General features: G+C 50.6%; 28 protein-coding genes. 14 read left to right on the plus strand and 14 right to left on the minus strand.

Annotation, left to right across the window (positions count from 1 at the left end):
• The first annotated feature begins 74 nt into the window (after positions 1-74).
• From HOM51_03655 to HOM51_03665, 3 genes are all read left to right on the plus strand, one after another.
• Positions 75-791 carry a response regulator gene (locus HOM51_03655; protein MBT5033592.1) on the plus strand — a complete coding sequence of 239 codons (717 nt, stop codon included), beginning with the start codon at positions 75-77 and terminating at the stop codon, positions 789-791.
• Positions 792-884: 93 nt separating this feature from the next.
• Complete coding sequence (locus HOM51_03660) at positions 885-1850, plus strand: phosphoribosylaminoimidazolesuccinocarboxamide synthase (GenBank protein ID MBT5033593.1); 966 nt, start codon at positions 885-887, stop codon at positions 1848-1850.
• Positions 1847-2272, plus strand: a complete 426-nt coding sequence (locus HOM51_03665) for a CoA-binding protein (GenBank protein MBT5033594.1) — start codon at positions 1847-1849, stop codon at positions 2270-2272. The genes HOM51_03660 and HOM51_03665 overlap by 4 nt, the downstream gene beginning before the upstream one ends.
• On the opposite strand, the gene HOM51_03670 is transcribed toward HOM51_03665, so the two are convergent.
• The gene (locus HOM51_03670; protein ID MBT5033595.1) at positions 2269-2724 is read right to left on the minus strand and encodes an acyl-CoA thioesterase; all 456 of its coding nucleotides are present in this window, start codon (positions 2722-2724) and stop codon (positions 2269-2271) included. The two genes, HOM51_03665 and HOM51_03670, sit on opposite strands and share 4 nt — an antisense overlap.
• A gap of 7 nt (positions 2725-2731) precedes the next feature.
• Positions 2732-3136: a peptide-methionine (R)-S-oxide reductase MsrB gene (gene msrB / locus HOM51_03675; protein ID MBT5033596.1), complete on the minus strand. Its 405-nt coding sequence runs from the start codon at positions 3134-3136 to the stop codon at positions 2732-2734.
• A 97-nt stretch (positions 3137-3233) separates the two neighbouring features.
• On the opposite strand from msrB, the gene HOM51_03680 reads away from it, so the two are divergent.
• The 3 genes from HOM51_03680 to HOM51_03690 are packed head-to-tail and all read left to right on the plus strand — an operon-like array spanning position 3234 to position 6772.
• Positions 3234-3890, plus strand: coding sequence for an arylsulfatase (locus HOM51_03680; protein ID MBT5033597.1), 657 nt, complete (start codon positions 3234-3236; stop codon positions 3888-3890).
• On the plus strand, positions 3887-5407 hold the full coding sequence (locus HOM51_03685; GenBank protein ID MBT5033598.1) for an FAD-binding protein: 1521 nt from the start codon (positions 3887-3889) through the stop codon (positions 5405-5407). Before HOM51_03680 ends, HOM51_03685 begins: the two co-directional genes overlap by 4 nt.
• A gap of 12 nt (positions 5408-5419) precedes the next feature.
• Entirely contained in the window at positions 5420-6772 is a 1353-nt protein-coding gene (locus HOM51_03690; GenBank protein MBT5033599.1) for an adenylosuccinate lyase family protein, read from the plus strand.
• A gap of 79 nt (positions 6773-6851) precedes the next feature.
• On the opposite strand, the gene HOM51_03695 is transcribed toward HOM51_03690, so the two are convergent.
• Positions 6852-7277: a DUF3775 domain-containing protein gene (locus tag HOM51_03695; GenBank protein MBT5033600.1), complete on the minus strand. Its 426-nt coding sequence runs from the start codon at positions 7275-7277 to the stop codon at positions 6852-6854.
• A gap of 128 nt (positions 7278-7405) precedes the next feature.
• On the opposite strand from HOM51_03695, the gene HOM51_03700 reads away from it, so the two are divergent.
• The 3 genes from HOM51_03700 to HOM51_03710 all read left to right on the plus strand — a co-directional run bounded on the left by HOM51_03700 (position 7406) and on the right by HOM51_03710 (position 8448).
• Positions 7406-7633, plus strand: a complete 228-nt coding sequence (locus HOM51_03700) for an AbrB/MazE/SpoVT family DNA-binding domain-containing protein (GenBank protein ID MBT5033601.1) — start codon at positions 7406-7408, stop codon at positions 7631-7633.
• The gene (locus tag HOM51_03705; GenBank protein MBT5033602.1) at positions 7630-8022 is read left to right on the plus strand and encodes a type II toxin-antitoxin system death-on-curing family toxin; all 393 of its coding nucleotides are present in this window, start codon (positions 7630-7632) and stop codon (positions 8020-8022) included. The genes HOM51_03700 and HOM51_03705 overlap by 4 nt, the downstream gene beginning before the upstream one ends.
• 180 nt (positions 8023-8202) lie before the next feature.
• Complete coding sequence (locus tag HOM51_03710; protein ID MBT5033603.1) at positions 8203-8448, plus strand: DUF2312 domain-containing protein; 246 nt, start codon at positions 8203-8205, stop codon at positions 8446-8448.
• A 10-nt stretch (positions 8449-8458) separates the two neighbouring features.
• On the opposite strand, the gene HOM51_03715 is transcribed toward HOM51_03710, so the two are convergent.
• The 6 genes from HOM51_03715 to HOM51_03740 are packed head-to-tail and all read right to left on the minus strand — an operon-like array spanning position 8459 to position 12560.
• Positions 8459-9055: a hypothetical protein gene (locus HOM51_03715; protein ID MBT5033604.1), complete on the minus strand. Its 597-nt coding sequence runs from the start codon at positions 9053-9055 to the stop codon at positions 8459-8461.
• A gap of 27 nt (positions 9056-9082) precedes the next feature.
• The gene (locus tag HOM51_03720; protein ID MBT5033605.1) at positions 9083-10117 is read right to left on the minus strand and encodes an MCE family protein; all 1035 of its coding nucleotides are present in this window, start codon (positions 10115-10117) and stop codon (positions 9083-9085) included.
• On the minus strand, positions 10114-10950 hold the full coding sequence (locus tag HOM51_03725) for an ATP-binding cassette domain-containing protein (protein MBT5033606.1): 837 nt from the start codon (positions 10948-10950) through the stop codon (positions 10114-10116). The genes HOM51_03720 and HOM51_03725 overlap by 4 nt, the downstream gene beginning before the upstream one ends.
• Before the next feature lie 8 nt (positions 10951-10958).
• Positions 10959-11777 (minus strand): ABC transporter permease, encoded by an 819-nt coding sequence (locus HOM51_03730; GenBank protein ID MBT5033607.1) that lies wholly within the window; start codon positions 11775-11777, stop codon positions 10959-10961.
• A 9-nt stretch (positions 11778-11786) separates the two neighbouring features.
• The gene (locus HOM51_03735; GenBank protein MBT5033608.1) at positions 11787-12119 is read right to left on the minus strand and encodes an STAS domain-containing protein; all 333 of its coding nucleotides are present in this window, start codon (positions 12117-12119) and stop codon (positions 11787-11789) included.
• A 9-nt stretch (positions 12120-12128) separates the two neighbouring features.
• A complete protein-coding gene (locus HOM51_03740) occupies positions 12129-12560 on the minus strand; it encodes an ATP-binding protein (protein ID MBT5033609.1) in 432 nt (143 codons plus the stop codon).
• A 180-nt stretch (positions 12561-12740) separates the two neighbouring features.
• Here HOM51_03740 and HOM51_03745 point away from each other — a divergent pair, with 180 nt between their 5' ends.
• Positions 12741-13058 carry a PilZ domain-containing protein gene (locus tag HOM51_03745; GenBank protein ID MBT5033610.1) on the plus strand — a complete coding sequence of 106 codons (318 nt, stop codon included), beginning with the start codon at positions 12741-12743 and terminating at the stop codon, positions 13056-13058.
• 96 nt (positions 13059-13154) lie between these two features.
• Entirely contained in the window at positions 13155-13598 is a 444-nt protein-coding gene (locus HOM51_03750) for a cyclic nucleotide-binding domain-containing protein (GenBank protein ID MBT5033611.1), read from the plus strand.
• A 26-nt stretch (positions 13599-13624) separates the two neighbouring features.
• Here the strand turns inward: HOM51_03750 and HOM51_03755 are convergent, their stop codons facing one another.
• The 5 genes from HOM51_03755 to coxB form a co-directional block, all read right to left on the minus strand.
• Positions 13625-14038, minus strand: a complete 414-nt coding sequence (locus HOM51_03755) for a helix-turn-helix domain-containing protein (GenBank protein MBT5033612.1) — start codon at positions 14036-14038, stop codon at positions 13625-13627.
• Between the two features lie 229 nt (positions 14039-14267).
• Positions 14268-15080, minus strand: coding sequence for a cytochrome c oxidase subunit 3 (locus HOM51_03760; protein ID MBT5033613.1), 813 nt, complete (start codon positions 15078-15080; stop codon positions 14268-14270).
• A 39-nt stretch (positions 15081-15119) separates the two neighbouring features.
• Positions 15120-15743: a cytochrome c oxidase assembly protein gene (locus HOM51_03765; GenBank protein ID MBT5033614.1), complete on the minus strand. Its 624-nt coding sequence runs from the start codon at positions 15741-15743 to the stop codon at positions 15120-15122.
• 32 nt (positions 15744-15775) lie between these two features.
• Positions 15776-17386: a cytochrome c oxidase subunit I gene (gene ctaD / locus HOM51_03770; protein ID MBT5033615.1), complete on the minus strand. Its 1611-nt coding sequence runs from the start codon at positions 17384-17386 to the stop codon at positions 15776-15778.
• Between the two features lie 38 nt (positions 17387-17424).
• On the minus strand, positions 17425-18279 hold the full coding sequence (coxB, locus tag HOM51_03775; GenBank protein MBT5033616.1) for a cytochrome c oxidase subunit II: 855 nt from the start codon (positions 18277-18279) through the stop codon (positions 17425-17427).
• Positions 18280-18689: 410 nt separating this feature from the next.
• Between coxB and HOM51_03780 the strand changes: the two genes are divergently transcribed.
• The 3 genes from HOM51_03780 to HOM51_03790 all read left to right on the plus strand — a co-directional run.
• The gene (locus HOM51_03780; protein MBT5033617.1) at positions 18690-19124 is read left to right on the plus strand and encodes a DUF420 domain-containing protein; all 435 of its coding nucleotides are present in this window, start codon (positions 18690-18692) and stop codon (positions 19122-19124) included.
• Positions 19111-20517, plus strand: a complete 1407-nt coding sequence (locus HOM51_03785) for a hypothetical protein (GenBank protein MBT5033618.1) — start codon at positions 19111-19113, stop codon at positions 20515-20517. Before HOM51_03780 ends, HOM51_03785 begins: the two co-directional genes overlap by 14 nt.
• Positions 20518-20685: 168 nt before the next feature.
• Positions 20686-20788, plus strand: a 103-nt coding sequence (locus HOM51_03790; GenBank protein ID MBT5033619.1) for a protoheme IX farnesyltransferase, incomplete at its 3' end; no start/stop codon positions are given.

The raw sequence follows: 20788 nt of genomic DNA on the forward strand, positions 1-20788 counted from the left end.
TCTTTGTGGTCGTCAAATTAGGGGCATCGTTATACGAATTCTATTTGACTAACAGTTGGTCTAACGGTTGATAGATGGGCGAGAATACAAAAATTTTAGTTGTCGACGATGACGAAGCTGTCCGCGATCTTGTGGAGCGGTGCTTGGTTGATTCTGGCTATGATGTGACAAAAGTCGATAGGGGCGAAGGTGTTCCGGAGATTGTTAAGGAACAGAATATCGACCTGGTCGTTTTAGACCTTATTCTCCCCGATACCGACGGCTTATCTCTCACGCGCAAACTGAAAGAACATAGTGATGTTGGCGTTGTTATCCTGAGCGGTCGTGGTGAGACCACAGAAAAAGTGATTGGCCTGGAAATAGGTGCTGACGACTATTTGGCCAAGCCGTTCGAGCCGAGAGAGCTGCTTGCTCGCCTGAGAAGCGTGTTACGCCGAATGGAGCCAAAGGCACCAAAAACTGTAGGAGACTTTTCTGGCCTGGAATTTGAAGGTTGGAAACTCGACACCTCGGCGCAAAAACTTGAATCTCCGGACGGAGAGCCTGTAGAAATTTCAAGTGGCGAATTTATGTTGCTGCAAGTGCTTGTCGAACATCCAAATCGGGTTTTAAGCCGCGAACAGTTGCTAGAGTTCACACATCGGAACTACACTCCCGCGTTTGACCGTAGCGTAGATGTCCAAATTATGCGTCTCAGGAAGAAAATTGAAGATAATCCGCAAACTCCGTTGTTAATTAAAACGGTTCGAAATGCCGGATATATCTTTACCCCCAAGGTTAATCAGCTTTAAAACCTTTGCGCTAACGCCCATATTCCTCTTAAAACAATCCACGAAATGGTATTTTAGAAATTCATGAACAACACAGTTTTGGATACTACTGGTATGATAGATAATTGCCTGACGGATGCAGAATTTACACAGCTCCCAAACTTTTACCGGGGCAAGGTGCGCGATGCCTACGACTTGCCCAATGGTCAGCGGGTTATGGTCGCGACAGATCGTCAATCGGCTTTTGATATCGTCTTGGCGGCGGTTCCATTTAAGGGGCAAGTCCTGAATGAAACCGCTCGTTTCTGGTTTGAGAAGACAGAGGATATTTGCCCCAATCATGTTATCAGCTACCCAGACCCCAATGTAATCATCAGCCGCAAGCTCGACATGCTGCCTGTTGAAATGGTGGTCCGCAGCTATATGACTGGGTCCACCAACACCAGCATTTGGCCGATGTATGATCGTGGCGAGCGGCTTCTCTACGGTCATCAATTCCCAGATGGCTTGGTCAAAAATCAAAAGTTGCCGGAAACCATCCTCACGCCGACGACGAAAGCTGACCAAGGCGAACATGACGCGCCAATTACGGCGGAAGAAATCGTCGAGCAAAATCTTTTAACCGCCGAGCAATGGGATAAGCTTGCAGCCTTAAGCCTAGCCCTATTTGCACGGGGCCAAGAGATGGTGGCGAAAAATGGACTGATTCTGGTCGATACGAAATATGAATTTGGCCTCGATGAACACGGCACGATCACACTCGCCGACGAAATTCACACACCGGATTCCAGCCGCTATTGGCTTGCCGACTCATATGAAGAGCGCTTATCTCAAGGCAAAGACCCCGAAAGCCTGGATAAAGAGTTCCTGCGTCTTTGGATTGCCGCACACTGCGATCCCTATAAGGACCCCATTCCCGATATTCCAGATGAAACATTGGCCGAATTTAGTGCCAAATATATTCGTCTTTATGAGCAAGTAACCGGACTAGATTTTCAAAAGCCTAAAGCAGGCGAACCGATCCGAGGCCGGGTTGAAGCAAGCCTGACAAAAGCCCTGCCCGAGTATTTTTCCAAATGAACCACGACAGCTATTCCGACGATTACATCAAATCGTTACTGACCGACGCCAAGGTCATTGCCCTGGTTGGTGCCAGTTGGAAGCCACACCGGGACAGCAATCGGATCATGAAATTCCTGCTCGATGTGGGGTACAAAGTTATTCCGGTTAATCCTGGGCTCGTCGGCAAAAAACTCCATGGCCAACCCGTTTATGCCTCGCTACGCGATATTCCCGAGCCTGTGGATATGGTCGATATTTTTCGCAATTCCAAGGATGCAGGCCCGGTAGTAGATGAAGCCATTGCCATTGGCGCAAACATCGCCTGGATGCAGATTGGTGTGCGCGACGACGACGCGGCGGAACGCGCAGAAGCCGCAGGTCTACGCATCATCATGAACCGCTGCCCAAAGCCGGAATATACTCGGCTGATTGGGAACTAGGCGTCTCGACCCCTCATAAATGGCGTTAGCAAGTCCCGCATTTTATCCGGCATATTCAATGACTTTCCCTTTGCGGTATCCGTATAAACCCAAATTGTTTCCCCGGTACCAATACAAACCCCATCACAGAAAATACCTTGACCAATGGTGCACGAACTGTTTCCCAGTTTAAGAACGCGTGTACCTATTTCCACATTGCCTGGATAGTACCCTTGCCGCAGATAGGTGAGGGTAACCTTTACAACAACGAAATCAGTTTTTTCCCCCGGCTTAGAACGCTCCGTCAAGGATTCACGAAACTCAACGCGCCCGGTCTCGCAATACACACCAAACGAAATATTATTAACGTGGCCGTTTAGATCCAAATCTGCAAAGCGTATTCGATCGTGACTCCAAAATGGAAAGTTATCGGCATTCGTAAGATCAACGATCGCATCAGAATTCTCGTTCATCGTCGATTTAGTCCTTATCCGTCGGATTCAAAACAATAGATGCCGAATTAACGCAATAACGCAATCCGGTGGGTTGCGGGCCATCGTCAAAGACATGCCCCAAATGCGAGTCACAGCGGCTACAGAGGATTTCAGATCGGACAACGCCGAGACTAGAATCAACCTCTGTCTCTACACACTCTTTATTCACGGCATCAAAGAAACTTGGCCACCCCGTCCCTGAATCAAACTTAGCTTCAGACGAGAACAGTTCCTGACCACAACAAACACAGAGATAACTCCCTTGTTGCTTAGTTTGATTGTACTTGCCAGTAAATGGCAGCTCCGTCCCCTTTAGGCGACAAATCTGAAATTGCTCTCGGCTGAGTTGATTCATCCATTCTTCCGGGGTTTTATTTATTTTATTGACCATGTTTCTTCCTAACAATTTTCCTAGACGCGGTTTGAACCAGCCTTTATGCACTTTAGGTCTGTTTGTATTATAAATATGTTATCGGGAATTTATAACGATGTCGGCTAGTATTGCCATCATTCATGCGGTTCGGGCAGCAGTTTCGCCCATCGAGAAGACCTTCGAGCGTCTGTGGCCAGATGCCGATTTGGTAAATGTTCTCGACGAAACCCTTTCGAGAGACATGGCAAAGGCGGGCGAATTGACGCCTGAACTGATGGCGCGCATTGATCGTTTGGGAAAGTTTGGCCGGGACGGAGGTGCCGATGCCATTCTTTATTCGTGCTCTGCCTTTGGTGAGGCCATTGAAGCAACCCGGGAAGGCATAGACCTACCCGTCCTCAAACCCAACGAAGCCATGCTGGAAGAAGCGCTGAACATTGGCAAAAGAATTCTACTCGCCGCCACATTCAAGCCTTCGATTGCTCCGGTGCTGAATGAACTAAAAGAAATGGCGGAGAAAATGGGTAAGAAAGTCGATGCACGGTCCTGTTTTGCCTCGGGCGCTTTTGACGCCCTAAACCAGGGGAATTTGGACCGCCACGACACCCTGATTGCTGAAGCGGTTGAAGATTCTGAGCCGTGTGACGTTGTTTTATTGGCCCAATTCTCCATGGCGCGCGCGCTTCCTGCTGTCTCCAAAGTCGTAAGCTGTAAAGTTCTCAGCAGCCCGGACAGTGCAGTTGCCCAACTTAAACAACGGTTGAACAGATGACCTTCGACGAAACATATGATGTCGTCGTCGTTGGCTATGGGTTTGCTGGCGGTGCCGCAGCAATTGAGGCCGCCGATCAAGGGGCCTCGGTTCTCTTAATCGAGAAAATGCCTGATCCCGGCGGCATTTCCATTTGCGCAGGCGGAGGTGTTCGCTTGGCAAAAGACGCTGACGACGCTTTTGCCTACCTAAACGCAACCAATGCTGGGCGCACAGACGAAGATGTCTTGCGGACGTTTGCCGACGAAGTGACCAATCTTGAAGGTTATTTGCGCGACCTCGCCTCAATCAATGATGCCAAAGTCGTTGTCCGCGACCGGCCCGGCAACTATCCCTTCCCGGGACTTGATACCTGGGGGTTTTTTGAAGTTGCTGAAATCCCTGGGTTTGACCCCTTGGAAGAATACCCCCATGTCCGTGGACGATTGGGCGGCCCGCTTGTCTTCAAAGTCGTAGACGATAACGTCAGAAAGCGCGCGATAGATGTTCGAATGAACTGCCCTGCCGTCCGACTGATCAAAGGTGACGATGGCGGTCTCACGGGGCTAACCGTCGAACAAGACGGCGAACGTCGGAACATCAAGGCACGGCGCGGCGTTATACTCGCCAGTGGCGGATTTGAGGCAGATCCGAGGATGCAGAGTCAGTACTGGCAAATGGCGCCGGTGACTTCCGCCGTCAGCCAAGGCAATACCGGCGATGGCATTCGCATGGCGCAGGAATTTGGTGCCGACCTATGGCACATGTGGCATTTCCATGGCTCCTATGGATTCCGACACACAGACCCCCGCTTCCCCACCGCACTCCGCATGAAGCGTTTGCCTGACTGGACGCCGGGCGGCGATGTCCCTGATGTCGAAATGGCCTGGATCGTCGTTGATCAAGGTGGCAAGCGCTACATGAATGAATACCCGCCCTACGGCCAAGACACCGGCCACAGGGACATGGATATTTTCGACACGTCTTCTCAGACCTTCAAACGTATCCCGTCGTTCGTCATCGTCGATGAAGAAGGCCGAAAGATGTATCCCTTGGGCCAAGCCGTGTTTAACGACCGAAATACACCAGAGTACGTATGGAGCGATGATAACCTTCAAGAGATCGATAACGGCATCCTGAGCAAAGCTGACACAATGGCCGAACTCTCCGATATCGTGGGGGTTAAAGAAAGCGTCCTACAGGCGACACTCGACCGGTGGAATGGGTTCTGCGATGCCGGCGAAGATGGGGATTACGACAGACCCCCGGGCACGATGGTGCCAATAAACAAACCACCCTACTACGTCGGTCAGGTCTGGCCTGTGGTTTCCAATACCCAGGGTGGCCCTCGCCATGACAGCAAACAAAGCATCGTCAATCCCTACGGCGAACCCATTCCCCGCCTTTATGAAGCTGGCGAACTCGGTAGCATTTGGGGTTATCTTTACCTCGTTGGCGGCAATCTTGCAGAATGCTTTATCAGTGGTCGAATTGCCGGGCGGGAAGCGGCAAACCTCGATCCCTGGGACGCCAAATAAAGGAGCCAACACATGTCCACAGCCTTGCTGAATTCAGAAATCTACCGCGATCTAGTGGGCACTGGCGAAATGCGGGAATTGTTTTCGGACAAGGGGACTCTCACACGCTGGCTGAATGTTGAGGCCGCACTGGCAATCGCGTGCGCTGGCGCCGGCGTCATTCCACAATCCGCCGCAGACGAAATTGCCGCCAAGGCCAAGCCCGAAAAGATCAACATGGAAAAGTTGAAAGAGCGCGCCGATATCGTCGGTCGCGCCATCGCCCCTATGGCAACGCAACTGGCTGAGGCTTGTGAAGGCGATGCCGGGTCCTATGTTCATTGGGGTGCGACCACTCAAGATATCATGGATACCGGCGTGGTCCTGCAGATGCGCGACGGTTTTGATATTGTCGAACGGGATCTGAAGAAGCTCACTCAAGTTCTGTGCGCGCTCGCTGACACCCACCGCAAAACCCTGATGGCGGGACGTACCGCTGGCCAACAAGCCATGCCGACATCTTTTGGCCTCAAGGCATCAGGCTGGGCGATGGAACTTCATCGTCATACTGAACGTTTAAATGAAGCTAGGGCGCGTGTTCTAACGGGTCAGTTCGGCGGGGCCGTGGGAACCTTGGCGTGGCTTGGTGACAAAGGGCTCGACGTTCAGGCACGGATGATGGAGGAATTGAACCTAGCCGTGCCGGTGCTGACTTGGCACACGTCCCGGGACACAATTGCTGAGGCCGGATTGCTCTTGATCGCAATCACTCAAACCCTCGGCAAACTGGCCGACGAGATTCATAACCTCGCGCGTTCTGAAATCTCGGAAGTCAGCGAGGCCTTCAAACCGGGTCGTGGTTCTTCCAGCACCATGGCGCAAAAAAGAAATCCGCGGTTTGCCGAATTTGTCGTCGCTATTTCCAGAATGACCCGCGCCCATGCGACGACCCTAATGGATGCCATGGTTCAGGAACACGAACGCGCTGGGGGTCCGTGGATTCCAGAATGGGAAGCCATCCCTGATATCTTTATTCTGACCGGTGGAGCCTTGGATCAGAGCATTTCAATGATGGATGGCCTTCACGTGGATAAGGCCCGCATGCGCAAGAATTTGGATTTAACTCAGGGCCTGCTGATGGCGGAGGCGGTGACGGTGGCGCTGGCCCGTCAAGTTGGCAAACAGAAAGCCCACAGCCTCGTCACGGATGCCTGTGGCGAAGCCCGCGACGGCGATGAAGACTTGTTGGACGTTCTGACCCGGACTCGAGCCATAACGGATGCTGTCCCGCCGACTGAGTTAAAAGAACTTTTGGACCCCGCCAACTACCTAGGCGAAACCCAAAAAATTATCGATCATGTGTTGAATAAAATTGGCGCGTCGTAATCGCTCGTAATCCGGGTTATTAATTCGGGTAAACTAGATGAGGCGTAAAGGTTCCTATGCCAATACACGGGCAAAATTTTCAGCTATGTTCGTCTTCGAATTCCTCACAGCTAAATCCGAACTGATCCAAGGCGTCTTCCAGGTAGACAGCCAGCAAAGGCATGCCTAGCAGATAATCCGAGGTTTGCTTAGTCCAGCGCTCTTCCGCCAGTTCCAAAAGCCCGTCCCAATCCGCTTTAAAGCTGTCCCCTCGCCCGAGCCACGCCAGTGCGATGAGATCGTGCTGCGCCTCAATGGGAAGCGAACTAATAAAGCCCGCAACTTCCAGATACGTCGGGTCGTTTTCATGTTCTTGGTGGACAGTCTCGTCCGCAATGACAGTATCAATCACGTCACCGGCATATGCATCGTCGCCGTGATCGTCCTCAAGAACGGTTTCAATGTTTCGAAGCTGCCGTGCTTGAAACACAACATGACAGACATTCTCTGGTTTGATGTTTTTCATAACTTGATCATGACGAAGCGGCCCAACTCCGACATTGACCAGGGTCAAGTGGTTGAATGGGGTGAAACTTATTTGTAATACCCATAGATTTCGTGTATACGAATGTTTACACTATAAAGGGCGCAAGCATGTTAAATCTTAAGGTTCGTAAGGTCGGGAATTCACTGAGCGTCACGCTTCCTAAGGAAGCCGCATCACACCTCAAGGTCAGCGAGGGAGATTCTCTTTATCTGACCGAGGGTCCTGAAGGGGGCTATCTCGTTACCCCCTATGAGCCCGGCTTTGAGCAAAAAATGGAAAAGGCGGAAGAGATCATGGGCCGCTACCGCAACACGTTGCGCACTCTATCTAAATGACAGAATGGATTTGGATTAATCTACCCGAAGTCCTGGCCATTCACGCACGCCAGCTTGCCGACCATGGCGGGGCATCGGGGGTTCGAGACCAAGGGCTATTGGAATCAGCCCTCGCCCGCCCGCAACAGAAATTCGCCTACGACACCCCTAACTTAGCTGACTTGTCGACTGCCTATACATCGGGAATTGTCCGCAATCATCCATTTGTTGATGGCAATAAACGAACCGGCTTCGTCGTCGGCATCCTCTTTCTGGAAATTAACGGCGCGACATTCGGCGCGACAGAAACTGATGCAGCCCAGACTGTTATCGATTTCGCAGCAGGAAATTGTGACGACGAATTTTATGCTCGTTGGTTAGAAGGTAATATCACCCTAAGAGACCAGTGATGACCGCTTTCGTTAGTCGTTATTCATGGTTTAAATGGAGATCTTGCTCCAACTTCCGTCCACAGAAAACGTCTTTTATCCCCAGGCACCAGACTTTTTCTAACGCCGTGTTTGACGGTATTCTCTGGAACCTCAGGAGAGCTTGGGGCCTTTTAAAATTCTTTACGAATGGAGCACGGCATGGCGGATGTTGGAGGTATTGCAGGGGAGCGGTTACGCGCCTTTGTTGAGCGGGTTGAACGGCTGGAAGAAGAAAAGGCCGCCCTGATGGCCGACATCAAGGAAGTCTATGCCGAAGCAAAAGGCGTCGGGTTCGATGTCAAAATTCTGCGCAAAATTATCGGCCTTCGAAAGCTGGATAAATCGGACCGCCAGGAACAGGAAGAGGTATTGTCGATCTATATGCGTGCGCTGGATATGGAGTAAGCGCTAAAGCTTACTTTATAAGGTCACGAACGTAATCGCTGTAAACCTGTGAGAGCGCTATATTCGCGGCCTTAACACCGTCAGCAACGGTCGTCCCCTCCGCTGCAACTTTCTTCGCATAGGTTCCCCAATAGACAAGATTATCGGTGCCGGCCTGGCGCAATCCCAGTTCCATTTCTAGAACCACATGAGGGGCTGCATCGCGAACTTGTTCGAAGCGTTTGATTTTTCCTGAAATGATAAAGTCTGGTGCCACCCGCATTTCGGCTGTCACGACTGTTTTAGCGATCCCCGCCGCCCGCAGATACTCAATCAACTGATCGCGCAATAGCACCGTCGGCGGTTCTGTCCAGAAATGGTAATGATAGTCCATCAATTGATTGGGCTTGTCGCTGGCGCTGTAAACGATGGGGCGGCCCGCAACCAATCCATCCGCTGAAAAACGATCAATTTCAACGATGCCATCTAATTTGGGCTGGGCCTGAACTTTTGCAGGTGATGGGAGGCGGAGGCGATAATAATGATCCTGTGGGACAACTTGCGGTTGGGCGCAGCCAACCAGCAGAATCCCCGCCATTAAAATCATTGCCACATTAAATTTGCTCACGGGTCGCCCTCTGTTCAATCTGATCATCTACTTAGCGCTTTCCTCAGGGCGCGCACCGCTTAACAGCAATCCAGGGTTTTGGCGGATTTGGCGACTGAATTCCTTCATATTACGGGCGGCTTCTTCCATATTCTGATTTACCGAATCAATATGACGGGCAAGGGAATCCATAACATAGCGCATATCGATAATGGTCTTTTCAATATCCAGCTTGTTGTCGCGGACTGTGGTATTGATATCGCCGACCAAGGAATTCACATTACCGACCGTTCCGCTCATATTGGAGAGCAGTCCGTCCAGCTTAGCCTGCGATTTGTCCAAGGTATTTGATAAGTCCACAAAATTTCCTGCGGCCGTGTCCATTTTTGCAACAACGCCCTCAAATTTTAACTTATTCACCCGGCCGATCATGCCGTTCAATTGGTCACTCATATTTTTCATACGAACTGTAAAGTCTTCAACGTTATCGACAATTTGTGGAGTGCGTTCGGACAAATCCCGCGCCAGAGTCCCAATATCCCGGATCAAGACCTTGCCGTCTTTTTCCAGCAACGTGCCCATGGTGCCAACAGCCTTGTTCACAGTGCCCAGCAACGGCTTCAGACTTGTTTCACTAAGTTCCCGCATATCCTCCGCCACCGACGAAATGGCTGCAAAGATATTGCCTTGTTCCTTACCCTTAAGCTGGGTGCCGGGTTTAAGCGAGGTTGGACTATCGCCAGCAGTGATGGAGAGGCTGGCGGCCGCTAGAAGACCTGAGATCGAAATCTGCATGACGCTGTTTTCAGGAATTTTCCAGCCCTCGCGAACGCTGAAATCAACCCGGAACTGCATTCGACCTTGCTTAGGCTTCGGCTCAATAGTTTCCACCTGGCCAACGTGAAACCCTTCATAGAGCACCCGTGTCCCCACCTTAATGCCGGTGACGTTGTTGTAGATAGAGTAGTACGTTTCCGTGCCGCCGGTTCGTCCGGTCAGGGTGGCAATTCCGACCACGAACCCGATCAAGGCCACCAACACAAAGCTGCCGACAACTAAGTAATTGATGTGGTTGCTCTTCATAAGTTTAAGTCTTTCACGCTGCCGTCACCGGTTAACCGGCGTAAATACTCTTCTGGATGAATTTCGCCATCCTCGGCGCTTCTATTCAACAAATTCTGAATATAAGTGCTTTTGTGCTTTTTAACCTCAGAGACCGTACCGATAAAGACTATTTCCCCATCATCCACGACGGCAATACGGTCCGCTATTTTAAAAGCACTTTCAACTTCGTGGGTAATCACGACAACGCTCATACCCAGCACATCGCGAAGCTTAATAATAAGATCATCCAGCGCCGACGCTGTCATGGGGTCCAGACCTGACGACGGTTCATCGCAGAACAGAATCTTTGGATCCATAACAATGGCGCGAGCCAGGGCCGCTCGTTTCAACATACCACCCGAAAGCTCCGATGGCATTAGGTGGCCGAATTTCGACAACCCCACGACTTCCAACTTCATCCGCGTCATGATTTCCATGGTTTGCCGATCCAACTTCGAATGCTCGGTCAGTGGCAACATGATATTCTGTTCAACCGTCAGTGAACTCAACAACGCGCCCCCTTGAAACGCCACGCCAATATCCCGTCTGAGATCAAATAGGGCCTCGGCTCCAATAGCACTCACATCGCTGTTCAGTAACGTTACTGACCCTGATGTAGGAAGTTCAAGGGCAAGCATATGGCGAAGCAGTGTACTTTTGCCCGATCCACTGCGTCCCATAACGACCATAATTTCGCCTTCGTGAACCGAAACGTTAACCCCGTTCAACACCATGCGTGGTCCGTAGTGGGCGACGACATCGGTCACTTCAATGACTTTGGCGCGATCTTCCTTGATCTTCTTTTTGGTCATTCGTTTCGTCATATTTGAGTTACCACGAGGGCAAAAACCATATCCGTGATAACAATGGCGGCAATGGATTGCACGACGGCATGGGTTGTGACCTTACCAACACCTTCAGCCCCTCCCTTTACCGATGCACCGTTCACCACACCAATAACCGCAATCAACACGGCAAAAATTATGCTTTTCCCGAGACCGTGTAATAAATCATCAATCGTAAGAATATTGATGACGTCCTTACTGAAGGCCATCATGCTCATTCCCAATTCCCACTGCACATAAAGACCGGCTGAATACAGCCCCACGTAAATACTAAGTAACGTCAATGCGGGCACCATAACAACCATGGCAAGCAGGGCCGGAACCACGAGAAAGCGAACCGGGTTAATCCCCATGACGTTTAGGGCATCAAGTTCTTCATTAATCTTCATGGTGCCAATTCGCGCGGCCAGCCCTGAGCCAGAACGGGCTGCCACCATGATTGCGGTAATCAGCGGTCCGAATTCACGCACGGTTGAAAGAGCAATGCCAATAACAACCCTTGATTCTGCTCCGAACAATCGAAGGGCGTAGATCCCCTGGATCGCCAACATGACACCGATGGTAGCCCCCATGATCGCCATGATGAAAATAGCGTGGATGCCAATTTCGACCATTTGCGTGATGACGTGATTTAAGCGAACGGGCTGGCGAAGTCTTGGACCTACAAACAACCAATAAAAGCTTTGGCCCAGCAGAACACCACAAGTGCCGGCTTCCTCAATTCCCGCAATTACCGTGCGACCGGTTCTTTCGGCGGCGCGGTATAAAAAATTATTGGAATGACCGGACTCCATTTGGGACTATCAGTCTAAGCTCTTTAGACCGGCCTCACGGCTCTCGTGAATAGCGAAGACGGAATCCAGTCTCGCCAAGCTTAAAACTCGCATCGCAGCGTCACTAACGCCGGCTAGCGCAAACTCGTGGCCTGACTTGCGCGCACTCTGCAATGCCTCGACCATACACGCGATCCCTGAGCTATCGATGTAGGTCACGCCGGACAAATCGGCCAGGACCGGCATGTTCTTAGCAACGCTTTCCAAAAGCACCTTCCTGCAGTCCGGCGAACTGTCCAAATCCACATCCCCTTCAAAGGTGATGATAATCGCGCCATTTTCTTCGCTGGTTGTATGATCCATCTTATTGCCTCAAGAAATTCGTTTTACCATTCGCAACAAATTACCTCCGTCCGAAGGCGGCGGCATAAATTCGACCCTGTCCATTACTTCGGCGATGAAATGAGTGCCGAGACCGCCTGGACGCAAATCATTCAGGTCCCTTGGCTTCACCATTTCAACGTCGATCGATTCTGCAAAATCGCGCAGCATGACAACAAGTTCACGATCTTCCTGAAATATATTAAGGGTAATTTCCCCTTCTTGATCCTCACCATAGGCGTGGCGAATGATATTTTGGCAGGCCTCATCAACGGCAAGCACCAAGTCTTGGACGACCTCTGTTCCACAGCCTAACTTTTGAGCCATCATTGTTACGTCTTTGCGTACAGCCTTCAATTCATTGGCGCGCGATTGGAACGTTCGGGTAAGAACTGGGCTCGGACCCGCCGGCATGTCCTTCATGATCATCTGTTCCATCCGCCCGATAAGCCCTTTAATTCTATTGATTTGTGGTTCATGGCCGCACTATGCCCTTAAATAGATGCCTGAGCAATCAGGGACAAGCATTCCTAACCTCCACGTTGACGGCAGAAGAGAAGCAGTCGATACTTTGCTGCACGTATTTAACAAAGAGGAGAAGTCATGGTTGTAGAAAACAGACGTGATAAACGATACTCCCTCAGTTCGATCGAAGTGTCCGTAAACGGTGCGGTTGGGAAAATCGTCGATGTGTCCGCCCGCGGTGTATTGGTCTCAGACATCAAAGGTGACTTTGGTTTGGATGACCCGTGCAAAGTGATCTTTCAAGTTCCGCTGCACGGCCACATAACAGAATATACTGTTGATGGGACGGTGGTGCGGCGAATTGTCGAAGTCATGGGAATTAGTTTTCCGGCACCCACAAGCGCTTGGCCAGCTGTTCTCGCTCTTTTGGAGATCATTGAAACAGAAGGCGAGTGATGCCTGTTTCTAACCATATATCATGTTACAGAACGTTGACGGAAAGAACCTATTACTCGATAATTTAATTCAACCTTTGATTAGAAGTTTAAAATCATGTCAGACGCAGGTAATTCAGACGAAGTCGCTCCCTCAGATGCTGGTCAACGGTCGGCAAGCGAGGCGAACAGCAAGGTTGAACTCCGGGTCATTAATCCCAATCACCACGTCTTTCGCGAAGGTGAAGTTGGTGACATTGCATTTATTGTCCGAACTGGGACTATTGAAGTCTACAAAATGACGGACACTGGCGAGCTCATACTCGGAACGGTCGGTAAGGGTGGCATGTTCGGTGAAATGGCGTTGATCGACAATCAACCGCGCATGGCGTCGGCTCGGGCCAAGGATGAAGATGTCGAACTCATGGTCATCACACGTCAAATGCTAGAAAAAAAATTGGCCGGCATGGACCCGTTCATAAAGGCGCTGGTAAACATCATGACCAGCCATATTCGGACACTGGCCAAGTCGCTTAGCGACTCGAACGTAAGCGCTTCTTAAATTTTCTGTACCTGCTCGACCACTTCCTAATTATCAAACAACGCATCGATCAAGGGGCACTGGGGGGTCGTTCCCGTTCGGCATTCTTTGACCATCCCGTCCAGGACCTCCTCCATTAAAACAAGATCAGCCATTTTATTGCGCACCTGAGTTAGACGGTCCGTTGCCATCCTTTCAACGTGCTCGCAGGTCTCGCCTTCTCCGTCAGATAATTCCAATAACCTTCTGACGTCTTCAAGAGAAAAACCTAAACGGCGCGCACGAAGGACAAAATTCAATCGTTTAAAATGAGACTCGTTGTAGACACGGTGTCCCCCTTCGGTCCTAGCAGGCGGTGGTAGAATTTCAATTCGTTCGTAATAACGAATTGTTTCGATCTTACATCCCGTTTGCCGAGATAACGCGCCAATAGATTGCTTAAGTTTTGAGTTCGATTTCATTTAAGGAATTTATCACATGCGCCGAAAATATCTATAGTTTCTATAGATATTTTAGAGATTACCCAAATCGGTCGAAACACGGGCCCGAGGGTTCGCACGCATCAATAATATCAAAGAAGGCAAAAAAAAATCCGCGGTCGCATTTAGAACAGCGACCGCGGAAATCTATTTTCAGTTGCCCGACCAACGAGCGGGTTGGCGCATTGGGCATATTGGACGCGTATGCGTCTTAGCCGAAGTTATAACCGGCACTACCCCACCAGTAGACCCAGCAGAACAGGAATAGCCAGACGACATCAACAAAGTGCCAGTACCAAGCTGCTGCCTCAAAGCCGATGTGCTGTTCAGGCGTAAAGTGACCTTTCGAAGCGCGAATCGTGCAGACCAAAAGGAAGCACGCACCAACAAGCACATGGAAGCCGTGGAAACCTGTTGCGAGATAGAAGGTCGAAGGATAGATGCCATCGGTAATCTTAAACGCTGCGTGGCCATATTCGTAGGCTTGCGTTCCCAAGAACAAGAAGCCCAGAACCACTGTCGCAATAAGCCAACGGACCAGCTTTGGCCGGTCGCCCGCCCGCAAAGCGTGGTGGGCAATCGTGACTGTTGCACCCGATGTTAAAAGAATCATCGTATTTAAAAACGGTAAGTGCCATGTATCCAGCGGTACAATCCCTTCGGGCGGCCATTGAGTTTGTGCAGCAAAACTCAGAAACGGGACACTGCTGTTGAAATAGGCCCAGAAGAAAGCGAAGAAAAACATGACCTCGGAGGTGATAAAAAAGACCATGCCCATTCGCAAACCGGTTTGAACAACTGGGGTATGATCGATGCCGCCTTCAGCTTCTTTAACCACATCACGCCACCACCCATACATGCAATAAAGAACGATAGCTAAGCCCGCCAGAAAGCCCCACAAAGGCCCTTCCTGCATATACCAAATCCCACCAATCGCCATGCAAAAAGCACCGATGGTCCCGACCATAGGCCAAGGACTTGGCTCTACCATATGCCAGGGGTGTGTTTTTGTTTCACTCGCCATTAATTTTACTCCGCTCGAATTTTCTTAAACTTACGATACCTAACCATTATTGGTTGGCTTTGATTTTTCCTTCGTCATTAAAGACTTAACCGTCTTTTTCGATATTGCTTCTTTCTGCACGTCTTCTGGAGCCCGATAAAAAGTATAGGACAATGTGATTGTCTTTACTTCCTTGGTGGTCGGGTTATCAAATATTTCCGGATCAACGTAGAATGAAACCGGCATCGGCACCTCTTCGCCGGGCTGAAGCAATTGCTCTGAAAAACAAAAGCAATCAACCTTATTAAAATAAGGTCCCGTCTTGAAAGGCGTTACATTGAACGTAGCATTACCGACCACGGCCTCTGTTCCCATATTCTTCGCCGTATAATGGGCTAATACTTCTTCCCCAACCCGGACCTTCATTTCCTGCTGCACCGGCTTAAACCGCCACGGCAGGGCTGAATTCACATTGGCATCGAACCGGACAGTAATGATCCGGCCCTGACTGCTTCCAATCGTTTTTACTGGAGCAGCCGCCACGCGGGTGGTCCCGCCGTAACCCGTTACTTGGCAAAACAATTGATAAAGCGGCACCGAGGCATAGGCGAGCCCAACCATTCCTCCAACGATGGAGAACAACACAATCGCCATGCGGCGGTTTTTGTTGCTGGCCTTGCTCATGCCTGTTTACCCAAAATGCCTGTTCCTAACCTTTACTCGGCTGGTTTGCCTTCCATGTTGGGAATCACTTCATGGGTATGGAACGGTGCAGGTGATGCCACAGTCCATTCCAAGGTCGTCGCACCTTCACCCCACTGATTACCTTCCACAGCTTCCTTCGACGTAAAGGTCCGGTATGCCACATAAAAGAAGAAAACAGTACCCAAAGCGGTTAGTAACGCGCCAAGACTACTCACATAGTTCCAGCCTGCAAACGCATCCGGATAGTCAGGAATCCGCCGGGGCATTCCTGCCATTCCCAAGAAGTGTTGTGGGAAGAACAAGATATTAACGCCAATGAACGTGATCCAGAAATGCATCCGACCCAGTGCTTCGGGGTACCGTTTGCCGGTCATTTTGCCGATCCAATAATAGAACCCACAGAAGATCGCAAATACCGCACCAAGCGACAGCACATAGTGGAAGTGAGCGACCACATAGTAAGTATCGTGGAACGCCAGATCGACACCAGAGTTGGCAAGCACAACACCTGTCACACCACCAACCACGAACAAGAAGATAAAGCCAACAGCCCAAAGCATCGGCGTATCGAATTTAATCGAGCCGCCCCACATTGTGGCAATCCAGCTGAAAATCTTAATTCCCGTCGGCACCGCGATGACCATCGTGGCTGCGACGAAGTAGGCGCGGGTATTAACATCCAACCCAACCGTGTACATGTGGTGCGCCCAAACGACGAAACCAATCACGCCGATGGCTGACATCGCATACGCCATGCCGAGATACCCAAAGACAGGTTTCTTCGAAAAGGTGAAGACCACTTGGCTGACGATGCCGAATGCCGGCAAGATCATGATGTAAACTTCGGGGTGACCAAAGAACCAGAACAAGTGTTGCCACAAGATCGGATCGCCGCCACCAGCAACACTGAAGAATGCGGTGCCAAAATTACGGTCGGTCAACAGCATGGTCAACGCACCTGCTAAGACCGGAATGGCCAACAGCAGCAAAATCGCGGTGAGCAAAATCGACCAAACAAACAAGGGCATACGGTGAATGGTCATCCCCGGTGCCCGCATGTTCAAAATCGTCGTAATTAGGTTGATCGCACCCAAAACAGAAGAAGCACCTGCCAAGTGAAGGCTCAAAATACCAAAATCAACACTGGGGCCAGGGTGATAATCCCCGCCCGAAAGCGGTGGATAAACCGTCCAACCCGTTCCCGGCCCGTCCCCAATTAACGCCGACATGATCAGCAGCACCAAAGCCGCAGCCAAAAGCCAGAAGCTGATGTTGTTCATTCTCGGGAACGCCATGTCCGGAGCGCCGATCATCAATGGAATAATCCAGTTTCCGAATCCGCCGATTAAGGCCGGCATCACGACAAAGAACACCATGATGAAACCGTGTGCCGTCACCAACACATTGTAGAATTGGAAATCCGTAATGTACTGAATTCCAGGCTCCGCCAATTCTAGACGGATGTACCAAGACATTGCTCCACCAACAATCGAGGCAATTACCGCGATCAACAAATACATGGTGCCGATGTCTTTATGGTTGGTTGAATACGCCCAACGCTTCCAGCCCGTCGGGGCGTGGTGGTGGTCGTCGTGTGCTGCTGCGGTAGCTTCGTTAGCCATCTTGCTTAATCCCTCTCAATTCACCCAGTTGCCCCGCCTTATTTGGCGGCGCCGCCAGCTTCAGCGATGCGAACGGATTTATCTTCTTCCGTGCTCGCAAATTCCTTTTTGGCGCCTACAGCCCATTTCTTAAAGGCCTCTTTGGAGACGACACGTACGTTAATGGGCATGAAGCCATGATTTACGCCACAAAGTTCAGAACACATGCCGTAGAACAAGCCCTCGCGGGTCGCCTTAGCCCATGTCTCATTAATCCGACCAGGTGTGGTATCCAGCTTGATCCCAAATGCAGGCACCGCCCAGTTGTGGATCACATCGTCGGAACCTAGCAGAAAACGGACATTTGTATTCACCGGAATGACGACTTCGTTATCTACGGTCAACAAACGCTTCTGGCCTTTCTTCAAGTCCTCCGTAGCAACGATATTACTATCAAACTCGAACCCGCCTTGATCAGGATAGGCGTAAGACCAATACCACTGATGCCCCGTAACTTTAACGGTCAACTCAGCGTCTTGAGTCCGGTCGGCGAAATACAGCAGCTTGAACGATGGAACCGCAATCACCACCAAAATGAGGATCGGAATGGCTGTCCAGGCGATCTCTAGAACCGTGCTGTGGGTCGTCTTTGACGGCGTCGGATTGGCCTTTTCATTAAACTTGAGTGCCACATACAGCAGCAACGCAAGTACGAATAGGGTAATGACAACGCATATGACCAACAACAGGTCGTGAAATTCTGTAATTTTTTCCATGGTTGGTGTTGCCGCCTTGCGGAAACCCATTTGCCACGGTCGCGGCCCCTCTGCAGCGTAGGTACTACCCGCCGTTGCAAGGAGTAAAAGTGCCCCAAGAGGAGCAAGGACGTTCAGTCGCTTGAGCATGAATCCCATCCAAATCTGTCCGATTTTCAAATTTAAAGCCGACACAATATTATTATTACTATTATCAGCATACCCATCGGCCCCCCTAGCGAAGGACCGTCACCAAAGACTTGCTAACATGACGTAGGTTTAATGAAAAGTGTTTTTTTGCCAATATCTCGACTTCGGAATGCTCCAGAAAACTTATGTTTTTCAAAGGCGCAAGCCGAAATCCCTATGTTTTATGTGGGTTTCAGAACGGACGCTAGGCTTGCAATTCTAGAGGGGCACCCTTAATGATGCCGCGCCTCAGTAAACGACGCTTGGAAAACTGCGATGAAATTAAGCAATAAGACAATCGCCATCATCCTCGTACTGGTTGCGCTTGGAATGTATGCCAGCCTCTTTCTCAAGATGTCCTAAATTCGGCGATAGTAGTCATGCCTGAAATTTCGGACCTTCCACATATTAATGCCGCCCTAAACGGACTATCGGCCTTAATACTTTGTGTTGGATATTACTTTATCCGTCACGGTGAGCGCACGAAGCACCGCGCCTGTATGATCGCGGCCTTGTCGGTTTCTGCGGCATTTCTTGTTACCTACCTGATATATAAAGCGAATTCTGGGTTTGCTAAGTTTGGCGGTGAAGGTTTCATCCGCCCGATCTATTTCTCAATTCTGTTGGTGCATGTTGTTTGTGCGATCGCCATTGTGCCGATGGTTCCGATAACGCTTTACCGCGCCCTTACCGGCCAATTCGACCGTCACCGCAAAATCGCCAGATGGACCTTTCCAATTTGGTTTTTTGTCGGCATTTCAGGGGTTGTGGTCTACATCATGGCCATTCATCTTTACCCGCATGTCCAAATTTAGCCCCGGATTCGCACCCGCTCAGGAACAACGTTGGAATATCCTGGGCGGTTTTCAAGCAACGCTTCAAAATCCCACGGCGCAACGGGAACTCTGGACGTGGTCAGCGCTTGCCATTTTATCGATGGCGATGGCCGGGGTCTTTGCCCTGCTTTTAGCCCTTTCGCGCATCCCAGGTGCAGAGGCGATCTTCCCCTGGCCCGTCGGATTCTTCGATAAGGGTCTGGTCATCCATGTCACGTTTTTATTTATTGTTTGGTATTTAGCGGTCTTTGCTATCCTCGTTCAAATCGCCACCTTCAGGATCAGCGACGGCGCGCCACGATTAAACATGCTGGGAGCCTGGAGCACGGGCCTCGTCGTATCAGCGTTTATTCTGATCTCCGTTGCCGGATTCACAGACGGTAATGAAGTCACCAAGAACGACTACATTCCGACGATCATTGACCCGCTTTTTTATGGCGGACTGATTGCCCTTGGCAGCGGCATCGGGTTAACGGTTCTGCGATTGTTCATAAACCTCCCCGGCCACCAAGGGGCCTTGGAGCCGATCGGACTTTCTGCCCTATTCGGCGGAATAATTTTCCTAATTGCCGTCGCTTGCATGATTTGGGCGCACAGCCTGCTCACCACCCGCACCGTAGATTACGCCTACAACCAGGACCTTTTCTGGGCCGGCGGGCATGTTTTGCAGTACCTCAATACACTTTTGATGATTGTCGGTTGGTATGTCTTGGGGGGCTTGGCGCTGGGTAAGCCGTTGGTACATCCCCGGACACTTAAGAGTGTTTTTTGGTTTCTAACAGCCCTGGCGGTTCCAGCTCTCATATTTTTTAAAGTATTCGAACCGTTCGAGGGTCCTTTCACCGAAGCCTATACCGACATGCAGTACGGCCTCGCTGTGCCTGTCGCGGTCATACTTTTTGCAGGTCTGAAAAACTTTACTCGCTTTTCGTGGAAAGACCCGGCGTTTGTTTGTCTGGTGCTTTCGGTACTGACATTTGGAGTCGGCGGCGGCCTTGGCCTGTTCGTGGATGGCGCAGATACCCGCACTCCCGCCCACTATCATGGTGTAATTGCGGGAGTTAACATCGCCCTCATGGGGCTGTTCTTTCGATTTATTTTGCCACTGCTCAATCGAACAGTCCGAACAACGAAGAGCCTCTTCCTGCAAATCTATTTTTACGGCTGCGGGCAGATGCTGGCGGCGGCAGGCCTGTTTATGGCAGGCGGCTATGGTGCCCCGCGTAAAACTGCCGGTGCGGCGCAGGGCCTGGAAGACCTCATTCCCGTGATCGGCATGTGGTTGAATGGTATTGGCGGGCTGATTGCGGTCATTGGCGGCATTATGTTCATTTGGACGATTGCCCGGTCGCTTCTGAGGAAACCAACTTGATCATTGCCTTTTAGGGCAGATCGGATGTATTGAGAGCCTTGTTCCAAGGAGATTAAATCTGTGCCGTATGGTCCCGCCCCAATTAGTGGCGAAGCAAAGCAACCTCTGTCCGACGAAACTGTTCCGCTCGAATCACCTGAGGTCGTTGCAGTTGCGGCAGGTCCGCGTCTGAAAGACTACGCGCTGTTGCTAAAACCCCGGGTGATGTCGCTGGTCGTGTTTACCGGGCTCGCTGGAGTGTATCTGGCCCCTGGTAGCATCGACTTTATGA

The sequence above is a fragment of the Rhodospirillaceae bacterium genome, assembly GCA_018660465.1.
Taxonomy (GTDB): domain Bacteria; phylum Pseudomonadota; class Alphaproteobacteria; order Rhodospirillales; family JABJKH01; genus JABJKH01.

What these genes read in the sequence shown, in the direction of transcription:
- HOM51_03655 (MBT5033592.1), top strand. Translation starts at nt 75, where the DNA reads ATGGGCGAGAATACAAAAATTTTAGTTGTCGACGATGACGAAGCTGTC.
- HOM51_03660 (MBT5033593.1), top strand. Translation starts at nt 885, where the DNA reads ATGATAGATAATTGCCTGACGGATGCAGAATTTACACAGCTCCCAAAC.
- HOM51_03665 (MBT5033594.1), top strand. Translation starts at nt 1,847, where the DNA reads ATGAACCACGACAGCTATTCCGACGATTACATCAAATCGTTACTGACC.
- HOM51_03670 (MBT5033595.1), bottom strand. Translation starts at nt 2,724, where the DNA reads ATGAACGAGAATTCTGATGCGATCGTTGATCTTACGAATGCCGATAAC.
- msrB (MBT5033596.1), bottom strand. Translation starts at nt 3,136, where the DNA reads ATGGTCAATAAAATAAATAAAACCCCGGAAGAATGGATGAATCAACTC.
- HOM51_03680 (MBT5033597.1), top strand. Translation starts at nt 3,234, where the DNA reads ATGTCGGCTAGTATTGCCATCATTCATGCGGTTCGGGCAGCAGTTTCG.
- HOM51_03685 (MBT5033598.1), top strand. Translation starts at nt 3,887, where the DNA reads ATGACCTTCGACGAAACATATGATGTCGTCGTCGTTGGCTATGGGTTT.
- HOM51_03690 (MBT5033599.1), top strand. Translation starts at nt 5,420, where the DNA reads ATGTCCACAGCCTTGCTGAATTCAGAAATCTACCGCGATCTAGTGGGC.
- HOM51_03695 (MBT5033600.1), bottom strand. Translation starts at nt 7,277, where the DNA reads ATGAAAAACATCAAACCAGAGAATGTCTGTCATGTTGTGTTTCAAGCA.
- HOM51_03700 (MBT5033601.1), top strand. Translation starts at nt 7,406, where the DNA reads ATGTTAAATCTTAAGGTTCGTAAGGTCGGGAATTCACTGAGCGTCACG.
- HOM51_03705 (MBT5033602.1), top strand. Translation starts at nt 7,630, where the DNA reads ATGACAGAATGGATTTGGATTAATCTACCCGAAGTCCTGGCCATTCAC.
- HOM51_03710 (MBT5033603.1), top strand. Translation starts at nt 8,203, where the DNA reads ATGGCGGATGTTGGAGGTATTGCAGGGGAGCGGTTACGCGCCTTTGTT.
- HOM51_03720 (MBT5033605.1), bottom strand. Translation starts at nt 10,117, where the DNA reads ATGAAGAGCAACCACATCAATTACTTAGTTGTCGGCAGCTTTGTGTTG.
- HOM51_03725 (MBT5033606.1), bottom strand. Translation starts at nt 10,950, where the DNA reads ATGACCAAAAAGAAGATCAAGGAAGATCGCGCCAAAGTCATTGAAGTG.
- HOM51_03730 (MBT5033607.1), bottom strand. Translation starts at nt 11,777, where the DNA reads ATGGAGTCCGGTCATTCCAATAATTTTTTATACCGCGCCGCCGAAAGA.
- HOM51_03735 (MBT5033608.1), bottom strand. Translation starts at nt 12,119, where the DNA reads ATGGATCATACAACCAGCGAAGAAAATGGCGCGATTATCATCACCTTT.
- HOM51_03740 (MBT5033609.1), bottom strand. Translation starts at nt 12,560, where the DNA reads ATGAAGGACATGCCGGCGGGTCCGAGCCCAGTTCTTACCCGAACGTTC.
- HOM51_03745 (MBT5033610.1), top strand. Translation starts at nt 12,741, where the DNA reads ATGGTTGTAGAAAACAGACGTGATAAACGATACTCCCTCAGTTCGATC.
- HOM51_03750 (MBT5033611.1), top strand. Translation starts at nt 13,155, where the DNA reads ATGTCAGACGCAGGTAATTCAGACGAAGTCGCTCCCTCAGATGCTGGT.
- HOM51_03755 (MBT5033612.1), bottom strand. Translation starts at nt 14,038, where the DNA reads ATGAAATCGAACTCAAAACTTAAGCAATCTATTGGCGCGTTATCTCGG.
- HOM51_03760 (MBT5033613.1), bottom strand. Translation starts at nt 15,080, where the DNA reads ATGGCGAGTGAAACAAAAACACACCCCTGGCATATGGTAGAGCCAAGT.
- HOM51_03765 (MBT5033614.1), bottom strand. Translation starts at nt 15,743, where the DNA reads ATGAGCAAGGCCAGCAACAAAAACCGCCGCATGGCGATTGTGTTGTTC.
- ctaD (MBT5033615.1), bottom strand. Translation starts at nt 17,386, where the DNA reads ATGGCTAACGAAGCTACCGCAGCAGCACACGACGACCACCACCACGCC.
- coxB (MBT5033616.1), bottom strand. Translation starts at nt 18,279, where the DNA reads ATGGGATTCATGCTCAAGCGACTGAACGTCCTTGCTCCTCTTGGGGCA.
- HOM51_03780 (MBT5033617.1), top strand. Translation starts at nt 18,690, where the DNA reads ATGCCTGAAATTTCGGACCTTCCACATATTAATGCCGCCCTAAACGGA.
- HOM51_03785 (MBT5033618.1), top strand. Translation starts at nt 19,111, where the DNA reads ATGTCCAAATTTAGCCCCGGATTCGCACCCGCTCAGGAACAACGTTGG.